The organism is Burkholderia sp. KJ006 (assembly GCF_000262695.1).
GTDB lineage: Bacteria > Pseudomonadota > Gammaproteobacteria > Burkholderiales > Burkholderiaceae > Burkholderia > Burkholderia vietnamiensis.
Genome location: NC_017922.1, coordinates 663037 through 686818 on the forward strand (window position 1 = coordinate 663037; position 23782 = coordinate 686818).

General features: G+C 67.4%; 22 protein-coding genes. 9 read left to right on the forward strand and 13 right to left on the reverse strand.

The genetic code is table 11. The annotated features are described in order from the left end of the window. The first annotated feature begins 40 nt into the window (after nucleotides 1-40). From MYA_RS26945 to MYA_RS26960, 4 genes are all read left to right on the forward strand, one after another. Nucleotides 41-415, forward strand: coding sequence for a cytochrome b562 (locus tag MYA_RS26945; RefSeq protein WP_011880347.1), 375 nt, complete (start codon nucleotides 41-43; stop codon nucleotides 413-415). Nucleotides 416-456: 41 nt separating this feature from the next. Beyond that, nucleotides 457-1023: a cytochrome b gene (locus MYA_RS26950; RefSeq protein WP_014725986.1), complete on the forward strand. Its 567-nt coding sequence runs from the start codon at nucleotides 457-459 to the stop codon at nucleotides 1021-1023. Then, nucleotides 932-1891 carry a hemerythrin domain-containing protein gene (locus MYA_RS32550; RefSeq protein WP_338000009.1) on the forward strand — a complete coding sequence of 320 codons (960 nt, stop codon included), beginning with the start codon at nucleotides 932-934 and terminating at the stop codon, nucleotides 1889-1891. The genes MYA_RS26950 and MYA_RS32550 overlap by 92 nt, the downstream gene beginning before the upstream one ends. 152 nt (nucleotides 1892-2043) lie before the next feature. Then, the gene (locus MYA_RS26960; RefSeq protein ID WP_034193921.1) at nucleotides 2044-2994 is read left to right on the forward strand and encodes a universal stress protein; all 951 of its coding nucleotides are present in this window, start codon (nucleotides 2044-2046) and stop codon (nucleotides 2992-2994) included. 12 nt (nucleotides 2995-3006) lie between these two features. Here the strand turns inward: MYA_RS26960 and MYA_RS26965 are convergent, their stop codons facing one another. After that, nucleotides 3007-5298 (reverse strand): heavy metal translocating P-type ATPase, encoded by a 2292-nt coding sequence (locus MYA_RS26965; RefSeq protein WP_014725989.1) that lies wholly within the window; start codon nucleotides 5296-5298, stop codon nucleotides 3007-3009. 217 nt (nucleotides 5299-5515) lie between these two features. Here MYA_RS26965 and MYA_RS26970 point away from each other — a divergent pair, with 217 nt between their 5' ends. Next, entirely contained in the window at nucleotides 5516-6133 is a 618-nt protein-coding gene (locus MYA_RS26970) for a VTT domain-containing protein (protein WP_014725991.1), read from the forward strand. A gap of 44 nt (nucleotides 6134-6177) precedes the next feature. On the opposite strand, the gene MYA_RS26975 is transcribed toward MYA_RS26970, so the two are convergent. Both MYA_RS26975 and MYA_RS26980 read right to left on the reverse strand, forming a co-directional pair. Beyond that, entirely contained in the window at nucleotides 6178-7131 is a 954-nt protein-coding gene (locus tag MYA_RS26975) for a cation diffusion facilitator family transporter (protein ID WP_014725992.1), read from the reverse strand. Between the two features lie 84 nt (nucleotides 7132-7215). Continuing rightward, nucleotides 7216-7563, reverse strand: a complete 348-nt coding sequence (locus tag MYA_RS26980; protein ID WP_014725993.1) for a carboxymuconolactone decarboxylase family protein — start codon at nucleotides 7561-7563, stop codon at nucleotides 7216-7218. Between the two features lie 221 nt (nucleotides 7564-7784). Between MYA_RS26980 and MYA_RS26985 the strand changes: the two genes are divergently transcribed. Next, nucleotides 7785-8219, forward strand: a complete 435-nt coding sequence (locus tag MYA_RS26985; RefSeq protein ID WP_014725994.1) for a hypothetical protein — start codon at nucleotides 7785-7787, stop codon at nucleotides 8217-8219. A 135-nt stretch (nucleotides 8220-8354) separates the two neighbouring features. On the opposite strand, the gene MYA_RS26990 is transcribed toward MYA_RS26985, so the two are convergent. Genes MYA_RS26990 through MYA_RS27010 form a run of 5 tightly spaced genes read right to left on the reverse strand, consistent with a single transcriptional unit; the run spans nucleotide 8355 to nucleotide 12084 of the window. Then, nucleotides 8355-9752 carry an ATP-binding protein gene (locus MYA_RS26990; RefSeq protein ID WP_041494379.1) on the reverse strand — a complete coding sequence of 466 codons (1398 nt, stop codon included), beginning with the start codon at nucleotides 9750-9752 and terminating at the stop codon, nucleotides 8355-8357. Further along, nucleotides 9749-10414: a response regulator gene (locus MYA_RS26995; RefSeq protein ID WP_034193925.1), complete on the reverse strand. Its 666-nt coding sequence runs from the start codon at nucleotides 10412-10414 to the stop codon at nucleotides 9749-9751. Before MYA_RS26995 ends, MYA_RS26990 begins: the two co-directional genes overlap by 4 nt. Nucleotides 10415-10442: 28 nt before the next feature. Continuing rightward, nucleotides 10443-11180, reverse strand: coding sequence for a cytochrome b/b6 domain-containing protein (locus tag MYA_RS27000; RefSeq protein WP_014725995.1), 738 nt, complete (start codon nucleotides 11178-11180; stop codon nucleotides 10443-10445). Then, nucleotides 11146-11655, reverse strand: coding sequence for a diheme cytochrome c (locus MYA_RS27005; RefSeq protein WP_014725996.1), 510 nt, complete (start codon nucleotides 11653-11655; stop codon nucleotides 11146-11148). Before MYA_RS27005 ends, MYA_RS27000 begins: the two co-directional genes overlap by 35 nt. 12 nt (nucleotides 11656-11667) lie before the next feature. Then, complete coding sequence (locus tag MYA_RS27010; protein ID WP_011880359.1) at nucleotides 11668-12084, reverse strand: DUF1924 domain-containing protein; 417 nt, start codon at nucleotides 12082-12084, stop codon at nucleotides 11668-11670. A 339-nt stretch (nucleotides 12085-12423) separates the two neighbouring features. Between MYA_RS27010 and MYA_RS27015 the strand changes: the two genes are divergently transcribed. Beyond that, a complete protein-coding gene (locus MYA_RS27015; protein WP_011880360.1) occupies nucleotides 12424-12897 on the forward strand; it encodes a hypothetical protein in 474 nt (157 codons plus the stop codon). Between the two features lie 115 nt (nucleotides 12898-13012). Here MYA_RS27015 and MYA_RS27020 read toward each other — a convergent pair whose 3' ends face one another. Beyond that, nucleotides 13013-15409, reverse strand: coding sequence for a serine hydrolase (locus tag MYA_RS27020; RefSeq protein ID WP_041494380.1), 2397 nt, complete (start codon nucleotides 15407-15409; stop codon nucleotides 13013-13015). A gap of 119 nt (nucleotides 15410-15528) precedes the next feature. Beyond that, nucleotides 15529-16002 carry a hypothetical protein gene (locus MYA_RS27025; RefSeq protein ID WP_011880362.1) on the reverse strand — a complete coding sequence of 158 codons (474 nt, stop codon included), beginning with the start codon at nucleotides 16000-16002 and terminating at the stop codon, nucleotides 15529-15531. A gap of 460 nt (nucleotides 16003-16462) precedes the next feature. Here MYA_RS27025 and MYA_RS27030 point away from each other — a divergent pair, with 460 nt between their 5' ends. Beyond that, nucleotides 16463-16939 (forward strand): lecithin retinol acyltransferase family protein, encoded by a 477-nt coding sequence (locus MYA_RS27030; RefSeq protein WP_014726000.1) that lies wholly within the window; start codon nucleotides 16463-16465, stop codon nucleotides 16937-16939. 151 nt (nucleotides 16940-17090) lie between these two features. Continuing rightward, nucleotides 17091-18365 (forward strand): IS256-like element ISBcen18 family transposase, encoded by a 1275-nt coding sequence (locus tag MYA_RS27035; RefSeq protein WP_404842415.1) that lies wholly within the window; start codon nucleotides 17091-17093, stop codon nucleotides 18363-18365. Nucleotides 18366-18462: 97 nt separating this feature from the next. On the opposite strand, the gene MYA_RS30520 is transcribed toward MYA_RS27035, so the two are convergent. Genes MYA_RS30520 through MYA_RS27050 form a run of 3 tightly spaced genes read right to left on the reverse strand, consistent with a single transcriptional unit; the run spans nucleotide 18463 to nucleotide 23564 of the window. Continuing rightward, nucleotides 18463-19488 (reverse strand): PoNe immunity protein domain-containing protein, encoded by a 1026-nt coding sequence (locus MYA_RS30520; protein WP_226103015.1) that lies wholly within the window; start codon nucleotides 19486-19488, stop codon nucleotides 18463-18465. Nucleotides 19489-19497: 9 nt separating this feature from the next. Next, a complete protein-coding gene (locus tag MYA_RS27045; protein WP_014726003.1) occupies nucleotides 19498-20994 on the reverse strand; it encodes a hypothetical protein in 1497 nt (498 codons plus the stop codon). Continuing rightward, nucleotides 20991-23564: a type VI secretion system Vgr family protein gene (locus MYA_RS27050; protein WP_014726004.1), complete on the reverse strand. Its 2574-nt coding sequence runs from the start codon at nucleotides 23562-23564 to the stop codon at nucleotides 20991-20993. Before MYA_RS27050 ends, MYA_RS27045 begins: the two co-directional genes overlap by 4 nt. Between the last annotated feature and the right edge of the window lie 218 nt (nucleotides 23565-23782).

Here is a 23782-nt window from a genome sequence, read left to right on the forward strand (position 1 = left end):
CTATCGTCGCGCTCACCGATACTGCCGACCCGAAACGCCCATGAAGACGCCCGCATTCCGATTCCGCTTCTGCGCCGCGCTCGCCGCGCTGCTCGTCGTGACCGCCGCGCCCGCGCAGGCGGGCGAGATCAAGCCGCTGATGCGCGACATGAAGCAGACGATGCAACGCGCGCTGAACAGCCGGACGACCGCCGAGATGCGCGGCTACGTCACCCGGCTCGAAAGCGACGCGCAACAGGCGAGCCGCCAGCGCTATCGCAGCGACCAGTCGACCTACGACGAAGGCATGCGCACCTTGCAGCGCGAACTGACCGAAGTCGATCGCGCGATCGCGGCGAACGATCTGCCGGCCGCCAAGCAGGCATTGCGCCGCATCAACGACACGAAGAAGCACTACCACGACCTGCTCGGCTGAGCCGATCGCACTCCCCGCCTGCCACTGAACGATATTTCGTCATGAAGACCGCTACCCGTTATCCGCTGTCGATCAGCCTGCTCCATTGGCTGCTGGCCGTCGCACTGATCGGCAACCTGATCGTCGGCCTGCTGCTGGACGACAACGAAGACCTGGTCGGCCTGCACAAGTCGATCGGCGTCGCCATTCTCTTGCTCGTGGCGCTGCGTCTCGGCAACCGGCTGCGCGCGCGCGACCGGCTGCCGCCGTCGGTCAATCCCGCCGGCACGCTGCGGCATTCGGCCGAACGCGCCGTCCACGGGCTGCTGTATGCACTGATGCTGGCGATCCCGGTGCTCGGCTGGCTGAAGACGAACGCGGCCGGGCACCCGGCCAGCTGCTTCGGGCTTTTTTCGCTGCCGACGCTGGTCGCGAAGAACCGCGAGCTGTCGCACTGGCTCGGCGAACTGCACGCACTCACCGCCTACGCGCTCGTCGCGCTGGTCGGCCTGCACGTCGCCGCGGCCGTGGCCCATCGTGTGGTCCACGCGGAAAACGTCCTGCCGCGCATCCTGCCGTGGTCGGCCCGTTCCGGCCGACGCGGGCTGCAGGCGAAGGATATCGGCTGACGCCGGCATTGCGATGCGCGGCGGCCGGACCGCTTCGAGAAGCGGCAGGAAACCGGCGTCGCGCGTCGCCCGCACGTCTCGGCAGCCATGCGGCAGACCGAACGCGATCGGCAGGCGCACACGCTCCACGCGACCGTTGATCTTCGTCAACGCCTCGGTGTCCACACCCTTCAACGACGGGCGGCGGTCGATCAATATCGACGTATCGCAACCGGGCTTCATGCGCGCAGCCGAAGCGAGCCGCGAGCACGCCGGTCATTCCGTTACCGCTGTGGGGTGTGAAATGTCGATGCCCGGGCCACGTAGCGCCGTCGCCATCATCCGCCACGAACATGCGCAGTTGTCGACCGTGATCGACGGCATGCGGCACTTCGTCCGTCGGCTCGTGGCGGGCGAGCCGGTGCCGGGCGTGATCGTGTTCCGCGCGATGCTCTATTACATCCGGGAATACCCGCAGCGCATTCATCATCCGAACGAAGACCGCTACCTGTTCGCGCCGTTGCGGGCGCGCACCGGCGAGTTCGACAGCGTGCTCGACCAGCTCGAGGCGCAGCACGACAAGAGTGACATGAAGCTGCGGAATCTCGAGCACGCGCTGACGCGCTACGAGTTGAAAGGCGCGAGCGCGCTGCATACGCTCGGCGCGCTGATGGACGATTACGCGGAGTTCCATGCGGACCATCGCTGTCTAGAAGAGACCGTGATCCTGCCGGCCGCCACCCGCGTGTTGACGCCCGACGACTGGGTCGGGATCGACGCGGCGTTCGCCGCGAATCGCGATCCGTTCGACGGCCAGCCGCTCGACGAGGATCTCGACCGGCTGTTTTCGATGATCGTCCAGGCGATCCCCGATCGGGCGCCCGATTAGCAGCGCGGCCGCCCTTCGGCCGCTGGACAGCCAGCGGCACGCATTACCCGGCGAACATGAACGCGCTTGACGAAGGTCAAGCCGCGCGCGCCTCGCGTGCGAACAATGGCCGTATGCACGATCGCCGGTTGCCACCGGACCGGGAGACCTTCATGAGCGCCAGCAACTCACCCCTCCACCCCCACCACGCGCCCCAACGGGTGCTGATCGCGATCGACGGCTCCGCCGCGTCCGATCATGCGCTCGCGTATGCGCGTAACCTCATTGCGCCGAATGCGTCGGTGCACGTGGTCAGCGTTGCGGAAAATCCGCGCACACTCGTTCCGCGCGGATCGAAATCGGCCGCGTTCTTCGAAGCGGCGCGCGACGAATTGCTGCACGACGCCGCCGACGCGCTGTCGCGCGCCACCGGCGCATTGCGGCGCGACGACATCGCGATCGACAGCGAAGTCATCGACCTGTCCGTGCACGGCGCCGATATCGCCCATGCGCTGGCCGAAACCGCGCAGGCGTGGCGCGCCGATCTGCTGATCGTCGGCGCGCGTCAGCATCACGGCCTGCTGCGGTGGATCGAAGGCACGGTGTCCGGCCCGCTCGGCCACCTCGCCGGCTGTCCGCTGCTGATCGTCCCGGAAGGGTTCCAGCCGGCCGCCGAGCATGTGCCGGCGCGCATGCTGTTCGCCGTCGACGGCAGTGCGATCGCCCTCAACGCACTGCGCGCGGGCCTCAAATTCGCGCGGTCGGACACCGAATTCCGCGTGATCCACGTCGTGGACCGGCCCGTATCGCTGGGCGATTTCGTTCCCGTCGAGACGCTGGAACAGGCGTCGATCGACGAAGGCCGCCGCGTCCTGCAAAAAGCCGTCGCGCTGTTCGACGGCGCGGCCCGACACGCGCAGTCGCAGCTGATTCAAACCGACCGCACCGGCGACGACGTATCGCAACGGATCGTGCACGACGCGAGCGGCTGGCATGCCGACCTGATCGTGATGGGCACCCACGGACGGCGAGGCGTCACGAGCTGGGTGCTCGGCAGCGTGGCGCGCCGCGTCGCGCGGATCGCGCCAACGCCGGTCCTGCTCGTGAACGCGCCGCATGCGTAGCGCGCTAGCGCGTCACACGTCCGCGCCCACCGCGTGGAACAGCTCCTCCTCCTGCGCGCAATGCAGGCGGACGATCGCTTCGAGCCCGTACAGCGTCCGTTGGATCGCCTGAGCGCCCGCGGCGTCGGCGTGTTCGCGCGGCAGATCGGCGACCATCTGCCTGAGCGCCCTGACCATCCGGAAGATCTCGCGGTGCGCGCCGCTCATCGCCGCAAGCGGATCCTCGCCGCCGAGCAGCGGCGCGAGACGCGCGTAGACGTCGCGGTCGTCCGCGCGCTCGTGCGGCAGCAGCCGCGCGTCCAGCACACCGATCATCCGCGCCGATTCGCTCGCGATGGTCGCGGCCGGCAAGCCGGGGATGCGATCGGCGAGATCCCGCAACTGGTCGAGCAGCGGCGACAACGCGGCGTGCTCGCGCTTGAGCTGCTCGACGTCGAGGCCGCTCGGCCGCGCCTCCGACGGCTTCGCGCGGACCAGCAACACGCGCAGCGCATTGACGATCACGACGACGTCGATCACCTCCTGAATCACCGCGCCCGCAATCGGCGGCAGTAATCCGGCCGCCGCGACCGCCATCGCGAGCACCGACAACGACATGCCGGCCACCACGCTCTCGAGCGCGATGCGGCGCGCGCGGCGCGCAATGCGGATCGCATCCACGAGGCGGTCGAGCCGGTCGACCAGCAGCACCACGTCGGCGGCCTCGGACGACGCGGCCGCGCCACGCGCGCCCATCGCGATGCCGACGTCGGCGGCCGCGAGCGCCGGCGCGTCGTTCACGCCGTCGCCGACCATGATCGTCACGCCGTCCTTGCGAGCCGACTGGATCGCGGCGAGCTTGTCCGTCGGCGTTTGCTCGGCGCGCACGTCGGTCACGCCGAGCAGTTCGCCGACTGCCAGCGCGATATCGCGCCGGTCGCCGGTCAGCATCACGAGGCGCTCGACGCCTTCGCGCTTGAGTAGCCGCAAGGCGCGCGGCGTCTCCAGCCGCAGTTCGTCGGCCAGCTCGATCGCGCCGATCATCGCGCCATCCACGCCGACGAATACCGCCGCGCCGCCCTGGCCGCCGACGCGCGCGACGAACGCATCGCTCCACGGCGCCGGCGTCGAGCACGCCGCGACGAAACTAAACTTGCCGATCGTGACCGTGTGACCGTCGACGCTGCCCGTCACGCCTTCGCCGGGCGTCTCCAGTACGGCCGACGGCGCCGACAGACCGACGCCGCGCTCCCGTGCGGCAACCGTCAGCGCGTCCGAAATCACGTGCGCCGACGCCTGTGCGAGCGACGCCGCGAAGCGCAGCACGTCGGCGGCGGCGACCTGCGCGCCGCATTCGATCGCGACGATGCGTGCGCGCCCGCCGGTCAGCGTGCCGGTCTTGTCGAAGAACAGAATCGTCGCTTGCGCGAGGCGTTCCAGCGCGCCGCCGCCCTTGACCAGCACGCCGCGCTTCGAGCAGCGCGACATGCCCGACACGATCGCGACCGGCACCGCGAGAATCAGCGGACACGGCGACGCGACGACGAGCACCGCGAGCGCGCGGCCGACGTCGCCGGTCGCGAGCCACGCGCCGCCCGCGACGAGCAGCGCAATCACGACGAAGCCCGCCGCGTAGCGATCCGCGACGCGCACGGACGGGCTGCGCTCGCGCTGCGCGCGCTCGACCATCCGTACGATGCCGGCAAACGTGCTGTCGCCGGCGGTCGTGCGCGCCACCATTTCGAACGGCGCGCCGGCGTTGACCACGCCGCTGCATGCGGTTTCGCCCGAACGTCGCCGCTGCGTGGACGATTCGCCGGTCAGCATCGATTCGTCCAGTTCCGCGTCGCAGGTGAGTGTGCCGTCGACCGCGACGCACTCGCCGCTGCGCACCAGCAGCCGGTCGCCGGGGACGATCGCATCAGGAGCGACGGGCCGCCATTCGCCATGCTCGAACCGCGTCGCCTGCCGCGGCGCGCGGCCGAGCAGCGCGGTCATCTCGCGTTGCGCGCGGCGCTGCGCGTGCTGCTCCAGCGTCCGCCCGCTCGCGAGCATCAATGCGATGACCGCGGCGGTCAGCGTCTCGTCGAGCGCGAGCGCGAGCCCGATAGCGAGCCACGCGAGCACGTCGATGCCGGGCTGCCGGCGCGCGACCGCCTTGGCGACGGTGACCGTCAACGCGAGCAGCACGGGCAGCGCGCCGAGCAGCCACACGAGGCGCGCGAGCGCAGGCAGGCCGAACGCGACGCACGCGCCGCCGGCGGCGAGCGTGACGGCAGACAGAACCAGCAACGTGAAATCGAGCGACCAGCGCATTCGGGGCATGACGAGTTTTCCGGTTGCCGCGCGTGGGCCCGAGCGTTGCGTCGGGCGCCGTTGACGACGGCGTGGCATCAGTCTAGAAAATGCCGCGCTTCGACCGTTGACGTGGGTCAGCCCGACGCGCGTGCCCGCGCGGTGCGTTGCTTGACGTGAGTCAACGGGGCGGCCCGTCTCTTCAGCACAATCGAAACGTGACACCGGATGGTCTGGAGCCGATATCGTGCTGACGCTGGCTGTGCTGTTCCTGCTGATTCTGCTGCTGAATCTCGTGCCGGCATTCGCGCCGCCCACCTGGATGGCGATGTCGTGGGTGGGCTTCAACCTGCCCGACGGCAATCCGTTCGTGTTCGCCGTCGTCGCGGCGGCCGCGGCCACCATCGGCCGCGTGATCCTCGCGACCTTCGCGCGCTCGCTGGTGCGCTCGCGCTGGGTGCGGGACGCCGATCGCGAGAACATCGCCGTGGCGACGCGCTGGCTGCGCAAGCACGGCACGCTGACCGCCGGGGCGTTCTTCCTCTATGCGCTGAGCCCGCTGCCGTCGAACTATCTGTTCATCGCATACGGGCTGTCCGGCTTGCCGCTCAGGATCATCGCCGCGGCGTTCTTCATCGGCCGCGTGACGACCTATGCGATCTGGGCGCACGTCGGCCGCTTCGCGTCCACGCAGCTCGACGCCGAGTCCGAACTCGGCGGCAGCTATCTCGGCGGCTACTTCATCGTCACGCAGCTCGTGCTGCTCGCATGCATCGTCGTGTTGATGAAGCTCGACTGGCACGCGCTCGTCCACGAACGTCGATTGACGTTCCGGCGCGGCCAGCGCGTGCGCCGCTCCGATTGAGGCCGGCGCGGGCGTGCGTTGGCCGATACGCCGCCCGTCCCCTCTTAATTTCGGTGAAGCGCTGCGGCTTCGAGCGCCGTTTCGCGCTTGCGCGGATCGACGTGCGTCATCACGTTCAGCACCCGATGATGGCGCAGCACGCGCGCGCGCGCGTCCACCGCGATGTCGTGCCCTTGCGCGACGGTGAGATCGGCGTCGATGTCGAGATGCACGTCGACCAGGATCAGATCGCCGGTCTTGCGCGTGCGCAGGTCGTGCAGGTCGAGCACGCCGGGCGTGGCGAGCAGCGTCGCGCGGATCGCCTGCACGTCCTCGGCGTCGGCCGCGCGGTCCATCAGATCGTGCAACGCGTTCCAGCCGAACGTCGCGCCCATTTTCACGATCATCCCGCCGACGATCAGCGCGGCGACCGGATCGAGCAGCGGATAGCCGAGCAGGTTGCCCACGATCCCGCATCCGACCACCAGCGACGACGCGGCGTCCGACCGCGCATGCCACGCGTTGGCCACCAGCATGCTCGACTTCACGCGCGTCGCGACCGCGAGCATGTAGCGGAACAGGCTCTCCTTCGCGACCAGCGCGACGAGCGCCACCCACAGCGCCGCGACGTGGACGCGCTCGATCGCCTCCGGATGCTCGAGCTTCTGCACCGCCGACCACAGCATCCCGCCGCCGACCACCAGCAGGATCGCGGCCAGCGCGAGCGACGCGCCGGTTTCGAAGCGTTGATGGCCATAAGGATGCTTTTCGTCGACCGGCTTGCGGCTGTGATGACCGGCCAGCAGCACGACGAAATCCGCGACCAGATCGGACAGCGAATGAATGCCGTCCGCGACGAGGCCCTGCGAGCGCGACAGGATGCCGATCACCACCTGGCCGATGCTCAGCGTGAGGTTCACCGCGACGCTCACCCAGGTGCTTCGGGTAGCCGCGGCGGCCATGGCGGGCGTCGCTTCGGCGACAGTTTCGGGTACGGCGTCGGGGGTGTTCGGGATCACGATTCAGTTCACGTTACAGGGTTAGCAAATTCGAAGGTCGCTGGCAGCACCGGCAGCGGCGCTCAGCTGACGCTCAGTCGGCGCTCAAGCGGCCAGCTGGTCGTAAGCGATCAGCGCATGGGCCGCGTACATCATCGACGGGCCGCCACCCATGTACACGGCGACGCCGGCCACCTCCTCGACTTCCTCGCGCGTCGCCTTCAGCTTGATCAGCGCCTGCATGTGGAAGCCGATGCAGTCGTCGCAGCGCGATGATATCGCGATGCCCAGCGCGATCAGCTCGCGCGTCTTCTTCGTCAGCGCGCCGGCGCGCGTGCCGGCCGCCGCCAATGCGCCGAACGCCGACATCAGATCGGGCTGCGACTGCCGCAGCTTGCGCATCTGCTCGGTAATCTCGGCGGTTCGTTGACGATAGTTCAGTGAATCGGTCATGGCAGGTCGCCTCCGCGTTGGGCAAATCGGACCGGCTCACGGCGTCGCGCCGCGGTCGCTGCACGCGACGCACGATGATGCACCGCAGGAGCGACATCGCCGTGACGGCCGGCACACGTTTCGATGGTATGAGCGGCTCCCGGACGGCCCTTGATCTGCCGCAATGGACAGGCTGCGCTCACGTGTACCGTTGAACGCATGCAAACCGTCGGGAGACTGCCATGTTTCGCTTGAATACCTTCACCGCACACTGCGTGATCGGCGTCGCGATCGCGATGTCGGCCGGGCTGGCCCACGCGCAGGCGAGCCAGCCGAGCCAGCCTGCACGCGGCGGCGTCGAATCGGGGCACATGATCTACGGCAGTCAGCTGATGACGCCGGCGGAGCGCACCGAATACCGGACGCGGATGCTCGCGGCAGCGTCGGACGCCGAGCGCGACAAGATCCGCGCCGAGCATCACGCTCAGATGCAGAAGCGCGCGAAGGCGCGCGGCATCACGCTCCCCGACGCGCCGCCGATGCGCGGCATGCATCGCGGCCAAGGGATGGGCATGGGCTCCGGGATGGGGCCGGGATCGGGGATGGGGGCCGGGATGGGCCCCGGCTACATGCACGGGCAGCCCGGCGGCCCCGCCAGCGGCGCTGCCGGCCAGTGACCACGCGGCGCGGCACGCCGGGCGAGGACCGAGGCCAGCCTGACACGCGCGCCGAGCCGGCCATGAAAGGCCGCTGCGGTGACCTTCGGTCACGCGCCGACCTTGTGCGGTGTGATTCGTAATCGACATGATCGCCTAGTGCGCGGCTGTGCCGGCTGCATCGGCTGCATCGGCGGCCGGCCAAGACACGACGACGCACAACCCGCCCAACGCCGCCGAACGCCCGACCTCGAGGTCCGCTTCATGCGCGGCCGCGATGCGCCGCACGATCGACCAGCCCAGGCCGCTGCCGCCCGGCCGGCTTCCCGCCGGCCGAAAGAACCGCTCGCCCAGCCGGCGCAGATCGTCGTCGCCGATGCCGGGGCCGCTGTCCTCGACGCGCAGCGTCGTGCGCCCGTCGCATCGCGCGACCGACACGGTGATGCACGCGTCGGCCGGGCTGTAGCGAATCGCGTTGTCCACCAGATTGCGCACCATCGACTCGAGCAACGGCTCGTTGCCGCCGACGAGGCACGGCGCTCGCGCGTCGAGCTCCAGCCGCTGCCGCATGTCGATCGATCGCGGCGCGGCCTCCGCGACCACGCGCTTCGCGAGCGCCGCCAGATCGACCGGTGCGCGCTGGGCCAGCGCGCCCGCATCGAGACGCGACAGCAACAACAGCTGATCGACGAGCCGCGCGGCCCGATCGCAGCCTTCGAGCACGCCGCGCAGCGCATGCCGGCGCGGCGCGTCGTGGCGCTCGGCCAGCGCGACCTGCGCCTGCGCGCTGACGGCCGCGATCGGCGTGCGCAACTCGTGCGCCGCATCGGCAGTGAAGCGCCGCTCGGCGTCCATCACCGCACGAATCCGTTCGAACAGGCGGTTCAGCGCGTCGAGCATCGGCTGCATTTCGAGCGGCGTGCGCTCGAGCCGAATCGTGTCGAGCGCCTGCGGGTTGCGCCTGGCGAGCGCGCGGCCGAAATCGCGCAGCGGCGACGTGCCGCGGCGCACGGCCCAGCCGATCGCCAGCACCAGCAGCGGCAGCGCGGCCGCCATCGGCCAGAACGCGCTGCGCATGACCGCGCCGAGGATCGACTTGCGCGAATCGATCCGTTCGCCGACGAACACCTGGACGTCGTGGCGCACGCCGTGCACGACGAAGACGCGCCACGCATCGCCGTCGATCGCGACGGTCCAGAATCCCGACGCGCGAGCCTGCCCGGTCAGCTCGGGCGCCACCATCGGCTGCGACGGCGCGTTTTCCGAATGCAGGCCGAGCCGGCCGTCGTGGAATACCTGGAACGCCACACGCGGCCCGTACGGATGAAGCATCGGCGCGTCGATCGCGGTGTCGTCGTCGTCCGGCCCGCGCGCCTGCTGCGCGACCAGCAGCGCGGCGGCCTGCGCGAGGTGACCGTCGAGCAGCCGGTCGATCTCGCGCTGCGCATCGAGCCACGTCAGCATCAGCGTCGCGAGCCAGACGCCGAGCACCACGGCCGGCACCAGCGTCAGCAGCCGGCCGTGCAGCGAGCGCGCGGGCAGCAGCGCCTTCATGCGGCGTCCCGCATCAGCACGTAGCCCACACCGCGCACGGTGCGGATCACTTCGCTGCCGAGCTTCGCGCGCAGCCGATGGATGTGGACCTCCACCGCATTGCTCTCGACTTCCTGCCCCCAGCTGTACAGATACTGCTCGATCTGCTCGCGCGACAGCACCCGCCCGGCGTTGAGCATCAGGATGTGCAGCAGGTCGAATTCGCGCGTCGACAGCGCAACGGCCACGCCCGCGCGGCGCGCGGTGCGCGACGCGGGCTCCAGCTCGACGTCGTGCGCGCGCAGCCGTTCGGTCGGCCGGCCGTGCGCGCGCCGCACCAGCGCGCGGAGGCGTGCGCCGAGCTCGTACAGATCGATGGGCTTGATCACGTAGTCGTCGGCGCCCGCGTCGAGCGCGCGGATGCGGTCGGGCACCGCGTCGCGCGCGGTCAGCACGAGGATCGGCAGCGCAATGCCGTCGCGGCGAATGCGTTGCAGCACGTCCATGCCGTCGACGAGCGGCAACCCGAGGTCGAGCACCGCGGCCGCATGAACGTGCGCGCGCAGCTCGCGCTGCGCCGCGTCGCCGTCGCGGACCCAGTCGACCTGGAACCCTTGCTGGCGCAACCCGGCGCGGATGCCGTCGCCGAGCAGGACATCGTCTTCCACGAGCAGGATGCGCACGATCGGGCACTCACTCAGCCGGCGGCCGTCAATCGTCGTCGCGGTCCGCGCCGTGCGCGGGGCGTCCGATGTCGGTCGCGACCGGGCCGTCGCCCGGCGCGGGTTGCGGCGCCGCGTGCCATTGCGTCCACCACCAGCCGATCGCCGCGGCCGTCATGATCGCGGCGACGCTCCACCACGCGCGCCGGATGCCGTCGGCCGGCGCACCGCGCTTGTAACCCGTCACCATCGCGCGGGCCAGATTCTCGCGGTGCACGATGCTGCTGACGAACACCGCGCCGACGTGCACGGCGACCAGCGCGAGCATCGCGTTCGCCACGCCTTCATGCAGCTCGCCGAACGCTTCGCCGTTACCGTTGTACGCGGCCCAGCCGCTCGCGCCGAGCGCGGCCGTCATCGCCAGCATCGCGACGATCGCGATCGCGCCGGCCGGGTTGTGGCCGACGTGATGTTCGGGCCGGCCTTTCGCGAGGCTCAGCAGATAGCGGACCACGGCCGCCGGCGAGCGCACGAACGACGAGAAGCGCGCATGGCGCGTGCCGGCCACGCCCCAGACGACGCGAAACGCGACGAGCGCCAGCATCGTGTAGCCGAACGCGACGTGCATCAGCCGCCATCGTTCGCTTTCGGCGCTCAGCCACGCGCCGGCAAATGCGATCACCATCAGCCAGTGAAACGCGCGCACCGGCGCGTCCCACACCAGCACGCGTTCGGCGCGCGGCGTGGCCGGTTCAGCGGGCGCCTGGAATGCGGACGAATCGTTCATCGAAATTTCCCTTGTCTGCCTGCGTATGACATGCGGCGCAATTGGACGGCCGCTTCACTGCCGGGCTGTTCCACACCGCGGCCGGTACTTCGTCGTGGGTCGAGATGAACCACGACGAGCGCGTGATCCTGTCGTCGGGCGGCCGTCGCGCCGCAGCGCCCGTCGCCGCGTGCGCGCTCAGCCAGGTCTGCAGTTGCGCGACGGTGGCCGCATCGAGCGTCGCGTCGGTGCCGAAGTGATGCTCGAGACCGTTGAGGATGCGACGCCACGACTCGGCCGGCAGCGCGCCGGGCGGATAGGCGACGTGGCAGGTCGCGCACTCCTGCTTGTAGCGGGGCAGCAGCGGCATGGCCATGCCGCGCATTTCGTCTTCGGCGAGGACGGTGTGCGGCAGCAGCGAAACCAGCAGCGCCGCGGCGATGCCGGCCCGCAGCGCGGGGCGCCACGACGAGATCGTCGGTTCGAAACGGTTCATCTGCGTTCCCCTTCAGGGTTTCAACGTGATCAGCCACGCGAGGATGTCGGCCTTTTCGGCAGCCGAGCATTCGCGCCCGACGACGTCCTTGCAATTTCTGCGAAACCATTTTTCGGAGCGTGCGCCGTCCGAGAACCGCGCCGGGTTGAACGCGGGCGCGAGCGGCTCGATCGTCTTGCCGGTCACGACGTGCCGCCCTGCACCGGTCGGCGAGCTACCGTGACAGCTCGCGCAACTCCATTCGCGTCCGTGGCGGGACGTGAAGAACTGTTGTCCGCGCAACGGCACCGCGGCCGTGCCCGCCTGCGCCGTGTAGCCGGCCAGCAACGCGGCCGGTGTTTCGGCATGCGCGCCGGCGCCGGCGGCCATGCATATCGCGGCCGCCGCGCAGGACCGGCGCAGCATGCGAACCGAGTCAGATAGACGCATCGTGATCCTCCTGAGCGATGCATTCATCTTCGGGCGCGTTCCTTACCGGATTCTTAAGGAAGCGGCGTGTCACCGTTCGGCGGCGAGATGACGGTCATACACTCGTGCCGCCTTGACGCACGTCAAACGTTGCGACACCTGCCGAAGCCGGAACTGGAGCCGGCGTCGGACGCGATGCGGCCGCTCGCGCACCGAAACGAGCGGCGCGCCGGCCCGATGGCGTGGTGGCGCTTGACCTGCATCAAGCCGGCACGCGCGTTCCGCGTCAGCATGGACACGATACCGTTTGCTCCGCACGTGCACGGCCGATGCGGCAGCCCAATCCCCGAGGAGACTTCGATGCGATCGAGACCTTTCGTTGTACTGCTTGCGTGGCTGGCATTGCTGGTCGGACAGGTAGCGCCTGCCGCTGCGAACGACCTGACGCGCAGCGTGACGTCCGGCGACATTGCCGTCAACTTCGGCGTGGTGCCGGCGAATCAGACTGCCGCAGCGGGCGGCAGCGCCGCCGACGCGTCGTCGAACGTGAACCTGTATCTGCTGACCGTCGCGCTGTTCGACCGGTCGACCGGCAAGCGCATCGAAAACGCGCACATCACGGCCGTAGTGAAGGGCCCGCGCAGCGAAGCCAGCTCGTTTCACACGAAGCCGAAGCAGATGCAGCTCGAACCGGCGCGGGACGGCAATGCGGTCACGTACGGGCACGTGTTCGACGCACGCTGGAAAGGCATCTATCACATCGACCTCGCGATCACGCGAGACGGCTCGACGCATGTCGAGCATGTCCGCCTGAACTACGACCAGCAGTTCTGAGCTTCCGACCGGGTCGGCAGCGCCAAGGGTGCGCCACCGCGACGCGCGGCGGTCACGGCGACGCCGTTCCGTTGCGCAGCCGGCCGAACACCCGACGCCGCACGCCGACCCGCGCTTAATACAGCAGGAACGCCGCCCGCTCGGGCGCGAACGCGGCATTTTGCGCAGCGACGAACGCTTCGATGTCGTCGAGCGAGCGCCCCGCTTCCAGCATGTCGGCCACCTCGCGCGAGCCGACCGACGCGCGGATCGCATCGATCCGGAACCGCGCCGGATAACGGCGGTGCAATGCCAGCGCGAGCGCCAGCCCGATCTCGCCGGGCCGCGTCGCGCCCGGCAGCCGTTCGATGCGCACGCCTTCGCAGAGCCTGCCGCGATATTGGCCCTCGGTCGGCACGAAGCGCACCGGCGAGAACGTCGCGGCGAGCCGCATCGCGCGCAAATCGTCCGCGACGCTGCGCGCGTCGATCCACGGCGCGCCGACCACGCTGAACGGGGTCGCGGTGCCGCGCCCGACACTGACCGCCGCGCCTTCCACGAGCCCCGTCTCCGGATAGAGCGACAGCGCGGCCGTATCGCGCAGGTTTGGCGATGGCGGCAACCAGCCGAGCCCCGTGTCGTCGAAGCGCATCGTGCGCGCGTAGTTCGCCAGCGGCACCACGCTGAGCGTCGCGCCGATCTGCAGCCGGTCGTTGAACAGCCGGGCCAGTTCGCCGATCGTCATGCCGGGCGCGAGCGGCAGCGCGTAGTAGCGCGTGAAGGTCGACGGCCCCGCGTCGGCGACGGGCCCGCCGAACGCGTCGGCGCCGAGCGGGTCGGGACGGTCGAGCACGATCACCGGACGATGGGCGGCCGCGCCGGCTTCGAGCGCATAGCCGAGCGTCGCCAGGTACGTGAAGAAGCGCACGCCCGCGTCCTGCAGGTCGACGACCAGCACGTCGACGTCGGCCAGCAGCGCGGGCGCGATCGTGCGGCGCTCGCCGTACAGGCTGTGAACGACCGCGCCGGTCGCCGCATCGACGCTGTCGCCGAACGTGTCGTCCACGTCGGTGCCGAGCCCGTGCTCGGGCGCGAACAGCGCAACGAGCCGTGCGCCCGGCGCGTGCGCGAGCAGGTCGGCCGTGCGCCGGCCGAACCGGTCGAAGCCGCTGCGGTTCGTGACGAGCGCGATGCGCTTGCCGGCCACCGCCGCGTAGCCGCTCGCGGCCAGCACGTCGATGCCGGCCAGCACCGGCCCGCGCGATGGCGGCGGCCGTACGGCTGCGGCGAGCGCGTCCGCCATCGGCGGCACGCGCGCGGCGATCTGCGCCGGCGTCACCGGCGCCGCCGCGCTCGATATGATGCCGACCACGAGCGCGCGCAACGGCATCGCGGTGCCGGTTTCGTCCGGATAGAGACGGCTCGTCAGCACGATCGCGAAGCGACGCGTCACGGGATCGATCCATAGCGCCGTGCCCGTGTAGCCGAGGTGTTGCAGCGCGCCGACCGGCGGCAGCCGGTAGCGGTTCGCCACGAGCGGCGGCCCGACCGCCCAGCCGGGCGTGTGCAGCTCGCTTGGCGTGTCGGCCGGGAGCGGTGTTTCGAGTTCGGCGACGCTGCGCGCGCTCAGCACCCGCGTTGCACCGAGCGTGCCACCGTTCAGCAGCATGCGCGCGAAGCGCGCCAGATCGTCCGCGCTCGCGAACAGGCCCGCATTGCCCGCCACGCCGCCCAGCGCCGCCGCGACCGGATCGTGCACGCGGCCTCGCAGCAGGCGGCCGTCGCGTACGACGGTGGGCGCCACGCGCGCGCTCAGCGGGGCGGCTGGGCGGAACGTGGCGCTCGTCATCCCGAGCGGCCCGAACACGTGCTCGGCGCACCACGCGTCGAGCGGTCGGTGCGACACGCGCCGGACGATCTCGCCGAGCACCACGTAATTGACGTCGCTGTAACGGACGCGCGTGCCGGGCGTCGCGACCGGCGCCATCGCGACGATGTCGGCGAGCACGGCCGCGCGGCTGCGCAGCGCGCGGGCCGACGACACGCCGGCCGGCAGCCCCGACACGTGCGCGAGCAACTGGCGGATCGTGATGCCGACCTTCTCGTTCGTGCCGAACGCCGGCCAGTAGTGCGCGGCCGGCATGTCGAGGCCGAGCATGCCGCGCTCCGCGAGCTGCATGATCGCGACGGCCGTCGCCACCGGCTTGGTCAGCGACGCGAGGTCGAACACGGTGTCGGCCGTCATCGGCTCGGCCTGCTCGCCCGTCACGCGCGCACCGCGGGCGACCCGCACGCGCGCGCCGTCCGCGTCGCCGGTCACGACCACGGCGCCCGCGAGATGCCCGTCCGCGATCTCCGCGGCGATCGCCGCGTCGATCGCGGCCGCCTGCTGCGACGCAGCGGGCGCGTCGGCTTGCGCCCACGCGTCGGCCGCGCGGAATGGGCCGAGCGGGCCGAATGGGCCGAACGCGAGCAGCAACGCGCCGCTCAGCGCGACAGCGCGGCGCAATCGCACCCATCGAACGCGTTCCACTGGATCGCCTCCTTCGTGGCGGCGGATGGATCGAGGCCGGCATGCGAGCGCGTCGCTGCCGAGCCGAGGCCGGGAGTCCTGCACGCCTACCTTCGGGTCGGCGCCGACCCGCCGCGCGGCTAGCGCGCCGGTTGCTGCTGCGGGGCCGGGCAGCCGGTGCAGAGTCGCATCGCGCCTTCGCGTTCGGGATCGCGCCAGGCAAAGCGGACCTCGACGCCGCCGCGCGCCGGCACGACGACATGCCGGACCTCCTGCACCGCGCGGTCGCGCGCGGTGATCGTGTACCTGCCCGGCGGCACGCGAGCGAACAGGAACGGGCCGCCGGTGCGTACGTCGAGAAGCGCCGACTTGCCGGACGCCAGCTTCACGTCGACGTCGGACAGATAGTGGCCGGCCTTCGACGTGAACGTCATCCGCAGGTTGTAGCGCGGCGCGACGTCGCGAAACGCGGTGACTTCGTCGCTGCCGATGCCGCCGGTGATGTACACGACGCCGTTACGCGAGATCGGCTCGTTCGCGGTGTCGGCCAGCGCGTTCGCGCCGAGCGTCAGCACGCAGGCTGCCAACAGCATCTTGATGGTGGTGGTCCGCATCTTCACTCTCCTGATTGAGCACGCGTGGCTGCACGGCCGCCCGTCGATCGCGGCGCGGTGCTGCGTGCGACGGCGTCGTGCGTTCGCTTTGGCGATGCTGTGAGCGTCGCGCGGAACGTCGATTTCCCATTGATGCAAGTCAACGGCGTTCCGGTCGAGGCGCGCAAAACCGGACGAAGCGCAAGCGTTACTGCGATCGCGTCGCGGCGGTCGGGGTGCGCGGCCGAGCGGCGTACCGCGGGTGAATGGCGGGCGGCATGGTGTCGGCGCGCGCTGTCAGGCGATCCTGCGCAGGCCGTCGGAAATTGCCGACACGGCCGCCCGACGTCGGACAGCAAGCTCAGGCCGAGCTGATTGTGTCGCGCGGGGTCGCCGCCAATACTGAAGACGTGGCAGTACGCCATGCATCGAGCGGTTGACGCACGGTTGGTCCGCGCCGCCGCCGCACTGGGAGTTCGCGATGATCGATCCGACCGCAGCGCACGCCGACGCCGCCGATTCCAATGGCGAACCGCCGGTCGGTGCGCACCTCGTGACGCGCCGACCCGGCTATCTGCATCACGGCATCTATATCGGCGACGGCAACGTGATTCACTACGCCGGTTGGTCGCGCGATCCGAACGGCGGCCCGGTCGAAGTGGTCACGCTCGACGGCTTCCGGGCCGGTCGCGCGCTCGCGGTGGTGCGCCACGCGCATACGCCCTACGACGGGATGCAGGCCGCGCGCCGCGCGGCGTCGCGCCTCGGCGAATGCCGCTACCGGCTGCTGACGAACAACTGCGAGCATTTCTGCCTGTGGTGCCTGTTCGGCGTCGGCCGGAGCGAACAGGTGGCGTCGTGCCTGCGCAATCCGGCACATGGCCTCGCGGTCGCGGCGATGCTGATCGCCTGGGTGCTGGCTGCGCGGTTGTATCCGGGGATGGGTGGGCGGGGGTAAGGGGCTTGGTGTCGGTCGAAATATGGTTGTCACCGGTCGCGCCGCAAAGATGTCGCTCCGTACGTTGTCGTCCGATAGAGGTGAAATCCGCGCAGGGACCTATCCGCGATTTCGTGGGCGAGGCATATCATGAGGTGTAAAAGTCATGGATATGCCAATGAAGAAGAAAAGGCAAACTGTAGCGCGTCAGGCAGCGGCCCGCGGGCCGCTGCCTGAACTGCCCAAGGAACTGCTGGACCAACTGGTCAAGGGGCCGATGACGCCGACCGAGGTCCAGGATTTGATGCTGGCGTTCAACAAAGCAGTCATCGAACGCGCAATGGGCGCCGAGAGGAATCTGCATCTGGGCTACCCGTCGGGCCAGTCCAAGCCGCCCGGGCAAGCCAACGAGCGCAACGGCGCCAGCGGCAAGACGGTCATCACCGATCGGGGACCAGTTCGGGTCGAAGTCCCCCGCGATCGTGACGGCAGCTTCGAGCCAATCCTGATTCCCAAGCACGAACGCCGTTTCACTGGATTCGACGAACGCATCATCGCGATGTACGCCCGCGGCATGAGCGTGCGCGAGATTCAGGCCTTTCTGGCTGAGAGCTACGGCACCGAGGTGTCTCCCGACTTCATCAGTTCGGTCACCGACGAGGTGATGGCCGAGGCGCTGAGCTGGCAAAGCCGCCCGCTCGAAACGATGTATCCAGTGGTGTTCTTCGATGCGCTGCGCGTCAAGATCCGCGACGACGGCGTGGTCAGCAACAAGGCCGTCTATCTGGCCTTGGGCATTCAGGCCGATGGCCAGCGCGACGTGCTGGGCCTCTGGATCGAGCAGACCAAGGGTGCCAAGTTCTGGCTCAAGGTGTTCAACGAACTGAAGACGCGCGGCTGCCAGGACATCCTGATCGCCGTCGTCGATGGCCTGAAGGGGCTCACCGAAGCCATCGGCGCGGCCTATCCGCGGACCACCGTTCAGACCTGCATCGTGCATCTGATCCGCAACAGCCTCGAATACGCCAGCTACAAGGACCGTAAGGTGCTCGCCGCCGCGCTGCGCCCGATCTACGCGGCTGCCAGCGAAGAGGCGGCACGGCAGGCGCTGCAAGACTTCGCCGACGGGCCTTGGGGTGCGAAGTACCCGACGATCGTGCAGTCGTGGCAACGCGCGTGGGAGCACGTCGTGCCGTTCTACGTGTTTCCGCCGGAGATTCGACGGGTCGTGTACACCACGAACGCGATAGAAAGTTTGAACATGCAGCTGCGCAAGATCATCAAGACCCGCGGTCACTTCCCGAATGACGAGGCGGCCATCAAGCTGCTCTGGCTGGCGTTGCGCAACGTACTGGCCAAGACCGTGCGGTCCGCGTTCGACTGGAAATCAGCAATGAATCAGTTTGCTATCCTGTTCGGAGAGCGATTTATGCAGGCGCGTGGATAACGTGCTGTTCAACCGCCTCGCCCACAAAAATGCGGACAGGTTCCCGCGCAGATTGCGCCTGACCGACGAGGTGCCAGCAATACGCGAACCAAGACGCTCATTCGACCCGCGTCGGGCCGCCGTCCTCGCGCATCAACACGACCCACGTCACCGGACCTTCCTGGCCGTCACGGCCAATCGCCGCCGGGAACACGTCGCCCTCCTTGAACATCCGCTCTTGCGCGAGCGCACCCGGCGATTCCAGCACGCCCCAGCGGCCCGAATACGGGCATCGCTCCCCCGTTTGACGCGAAATATGCGGCTTGTCTACTTCTTCGCCGCCGCCGGCTGCTTGCTGCTGACGCGCGAAGTCCACCAGATCCTTCGGATACACGAGATGGTCTCGATAGCTGCTGTCGTCAATGCCCCATAGCACCGTCACCAACGCGGCTTCCAAGCACCAGTAACCGAAATACAGGCCGTCCGTGTGCGCGCCATACCAATAGGTCGGCTTCATGCCCTTGTACCAGCCGTCGACAAACTCCTTGACCAAGACGGGCCGTTCCTCCGGTGCGGAAACGGTTGCGCGTGCAAGCGGACGATACGGATCAGGATGCAGCACCACACGCGGCGCTTCGACGTGGGTGCCTGTCAGGGCCTGCACCACGTTTTCAAACAGGCCGTCACGCCCGCGGTTGTACTCGCGAGTCTTATCTACCCAACGCATCACCGTCGGAACGAACTCCGGATGTCCCAGGAGCCTGCATAGTGCCAGCAGCCAGAACACATATACGTAGGCGTCGAATTGGGTGATCTCCAGCGTGTCGGCAACGTTCTCGGGAGGATTTTTGCTGCGCGGCGAAACCTCGTGCTGAATGTAGCTGTCGAAGCGCTCAATGATCTCTGGCAACGCCGCTCTCAGCTCTTCGATTGGACTGCCTGCTGTGTAGTTGAGAAGAAGTAGCTCGAGACTCTTGAATGCAATTGACCATCGAAGACGCGATTCAGTGCTCGGCGCTATGGGATTATCTGAGGCGAGTGATTCGTAACGAGACTGGATCCCGTATTTGTAGGCGTCACGCTCTTCAATGTAATCCTTTTCGCCCAAAAACTTCTGTCGCCTGATGCTATTAAAGTCACTCACTCGACACTCCTAGAACGTATTTTCGTCAGATTGAGATGGGTTCGGTTGTGCGGGGCTCTCTAGATTCATTCCGGCCCCTGCAACATCGATCAAAACGAACAGCTTGGACGTCAAGCCGACCGAGCCAGGTAGGCAGACAAAGATCCAACGAGCGTATCCGCTGATTTCCATCCGCTCTTCCTTTCTCTCTCTTTCTCGGCGGGACATCCCGGCATTCTTCACACGTCGATTCAATGCTTGTGGAATCCTTGGTGTAGTCCAACCCACACTCATCTGCGTGCAATCACAGGTTTCCCCAAGTCGCCGTTTTGCCTCCTTCTTGATACCGTCGGTATCGCCTGGATCAAAGCCCTTCGATATGTGCTTTGCCTCGAACACCACGAACAGCGGATAGGTGACTGAATCTGCCGCTTCAGGGTTCAGCGCCTTATACAGCGGCTTTGGCGGCCTCATCGTTTCAGGAATGAACACGAGCTTGCCGCCGGGCGGTGGCGCACTCACGATCTGCGGCATCGGGTTCGGCGCACTCATGTCACCCTGCTTCTCGAACAGGCCGTCGAGACCCCGCCCCTTCGGCGGATCAATCAAGCGTTTGTATTGCAACGCCTGCTCCATCAAGGTATAGCCGTCGTTCTCGCACTTCGCACCGTTCTGCCTATTGACTTCGGTCTGGGACTTGCACTCATTGTGGACCGTATCCACGGCGACGGCGGTTTTCGTCTGCAGTGCGGGTATCGCCAGCTTCTTTTGCAGTGCATATGCGCGCTGCTGCTCGCGGATCTTTTTCAGCGCCTCGTCTTCTCCATCGTTCAGACTGGGCGAGTAAGTCAGCAACGCAATCCCGACGATTGACGGAAGCGATGTCAGCTTCGTCAGTAGCTGCGTCAGGACGCCACGCTCGGCTTCTGCAGCCGCTGGTAGCACCGGATTGGGCACGTCCGTGACGGGCCGGCTTTTCAGCCACGGCGAACTCTCCGGCGCTACAAACGCAACCACGCTCGATGCCGTCTTCAGCTTACGGTCCTCCTCCCTCAGCGGTTCCAGCCACGCCTGCACTTCCGCTTGCGCTACCTTCCCGCCGCCCGACCAGTCGAACGATTCGACGTACCGCTTCGCGTTGCCGTAAGCCTGGCTATGCATGAACGCCCGCACGTCGAGCCAATTTCCACCGTCATTCACAATACTCAGAAACGTGCGCGCCGCTCCATAGCTCGGCATGAAACCCGAAAAGAGGAAAGATAACTGATCCGACGCCAGCGATCGCTCGCCTCCACTGAGCACCCACGATAGAAAATCGCGCACGATATGCAGGAAGTCGTCGTCGTCGTGAAAACCCTTCACACGCGATAGCCACTGCCCTGCAATCGCCAACCCGGATTGTTGCCGCCGAATATCGCCGATCGGGTAGAACATCGCGAGAAAGCGCTCGATCTCCGCCACCGCCATCCGCACCGAGTCCTTCAGGTCCGGCTTAACCTGCGTAATAGGCAATACTCGAGCGATCATGAAAGAAACTTCCTGACAAGGTTGATGGCCGACTGCCGGTCGGGAGCCGCATCAGCGTCGCTATTGGGACGCTTCGCCTCGCCCCTCCAGTGACGGGCGTCTTCCCCCAGTTCGATGGTCGCCTTTCCTGGCTCGACGCCATCGAGATGGGCAAAACCCTTAGCGTCGAGCGTGCCAGTAAGAATCACTCCGTCACTCAGTTGCACCTTGTAGGGCGCGTTTCTGACCGGCTCAATATCCGCGTAGTGGTGGTTGATTTCGAGGAAGTGCGGCAGATCGCCGACCTTGCCAGACGGCAACACGACGAAACTCGGAGCGAGCGATTCCTTTCCTTTTTTCTGGATCGTGATGACCTTCAAGAACAGATCCAGCGGACCACCCAGCGTGATATCACCGTCCTTCAACTGGATGAACGCGCCGCCGCAATTGAGCGTCAATTCCTTTCTTGCGCTGATCCGCACCGTCCCATTGACGCTCGCGACCGTCACATCCTTGTTCGCAACCAACGACATCGCATCGCTCTGAGCCTGAATTTCGACAGGCCCCTTAGCCGCAAAAATCTTGATTCCAAGCTTCTGCGCGAACAGCGAGACCGCCTCGCCGGCCGACGCGGTGAAGCGCTTCATCACGCTGAAGTCAGCGTTCTTGCCAGCCACCGCCGAGATACTCTCCTTCGCAGCCATCTGCACGCCGCCGCCTGCCACGACGCCGATCGAGGCCGGCGCACTCGCCAGTAAGCCCGGCTGCTTCAGACCGTCGAACTCGTCCTTCATCTGCTGTTGCGCATCCGTGCCGGCCGGAATCGCCTTAGCCGTACGCGCCGCGTCGCCCAGCGACTTCGCCAACGCCAGCGCCTGCTCCAGTTGCGCGATCGTCTCCTGCATGTCGAGTTGCTTCCCGCTCGCACCCGGGCGGTCGTAGGCCGTCAGATGCAGCCCCTTACCGGCGCGCTCGACACCGTGACCCGACGTGCGCAGTTCGAAACCCTCACCGCGCCGCTCCAGTTTCTCGTCGACCAGATAGCCCAGGTCCAGGTGGCTCGTGCCGGAGTGTTCCGTGCTAAGCTTGACGCCCTCCTGCCCCGCCCAGTCCTCCATCCGCAGCTTGTTATTCGACTGCGTGCGAATCACGTTGCGCGACAGCCAGCGGCGATCGCTCGTCACCAGATCGCGCGCCTGACTGTGATGGTGGAAGCCGATGATCTCCGGCTTGTCGGGGTCCGCGTCCCGGAACGCGATCACAGCCTCATCGTTGTCCAGCGCCGGGAAGTGGAAGCCCGTCTGCAACTTGCCCGCGAAGGGCTTCGCCAGCCGCAGCGGCACGCTTTCCCCGCCCGCCGGCCAGTCCGCGAAGTCCACGTCGAACCGGACCGTGTAGTAGCCTGCCGCCGTCAGGTAAGCGTATTTGTAGTTGTCGGGGCTCGTCACCCGAGCGCTCAGCGTCCCGGCAATCTTCGGCCACTTCGCGTCTTCGAGCTGGAGCCGGAAGCGCCGGTTAGCGGGAATCGCCTTATAGCTGTTCGTATAGGCCCGATCGCGCGCGCCGCGATGCGTCACTTCGATCACCACCTGTCCGTCGGGTGCATCGGGCAATACCGTGTCGAGATTCAGCACGCGCCCGGCCTGCAGCGCCAGCACGTTGCTCTCACCTTCGTACACGACCTGCCATGCGATCGCCGCTTCATGGCGCAGTTGCGCCTCCCATTTCGCGCCGTCCTGATCGAGATGGTGAGTGCCGTAGACGTAGGTCTGGCCGTACGTGGTCGGATCCTGCGGTGCAACGTTTGCGTCGTCCCGGAAACGCTCCCACGCCTGCTCGGGGTTGTAGTCGGCCACGACGAACGACTGCGGGACGACAACGGAGTGAGTTCTAAGCGCCGTCACAGCCTCCATACCGGTCGCTTCGAGCCCGGCCACCTCGCGGTACGGAACCGTGAGGTGCGGGTCCCACAGGTAATGATCAATGTCGTCGGCGAACACGACCTGATCTCCGTGCTCGGTCTCGACGATGTAGCTGTAGATGCCGGCCTTCTGCATCAGCATCTGCACGTACGACAGGTCGTCTAGCTTGTACTGGAAGCGGAACAGGTGCTTCGGATACTCGCGGCGCAGCCGGAATGCGAACTGGTGGCCTTCCAGACCATGACTACGTAACACCGCGTCGATGATCTGCGGCGTCGTCTGGTGCTGGTAGATGCGGCTGGTGCTCACCGCTTTCAGTCGCGCGAAGTGCGACTTCAGCACGACCTCGTACTTGGTGAAATCCGCAGTCGTCTGTAGCGTCGAGAAGCCCGCAATGAACCCTGAAAACCTGCGCGGCATACCATCGACGGACACGATCGAAAACGCGGCATCGCGGTTCAGGTAGTCGGCTCGCTCAAGTGCCAGAGGATGAGTCAGGACGATCCGAACTTCGGTGGGCGCGCCCATTTTTTCGGTCGCTTCAACCGACACTATCGATAGCGCGGCCGCCGAGTCGGCACCCGGCACTTCGAGGAAATAGGCCTGACGCCCCGAAACTTCCGTCAGATTCGATACGAATCGCCTCGCATCGTCAAACAGGTCTGCCATTGTTGTAACCCCGTATCCAGAACACTGTCGCCGCATTCGGAGTCTGGAGGAAACAACAGAACGTGCCCCGACTCTGAAAGAGACGAGGCCGATTATTCAGGCAAATCGTTATATGCGGCCGAAATCTGACAATTGTTGACACCAAACTTTCTTCGTACTTGGCCTTGGTCAAACCGAGCCACGATCGCGCCGTAACGTGTGTGCCGCTAATCCGGGTC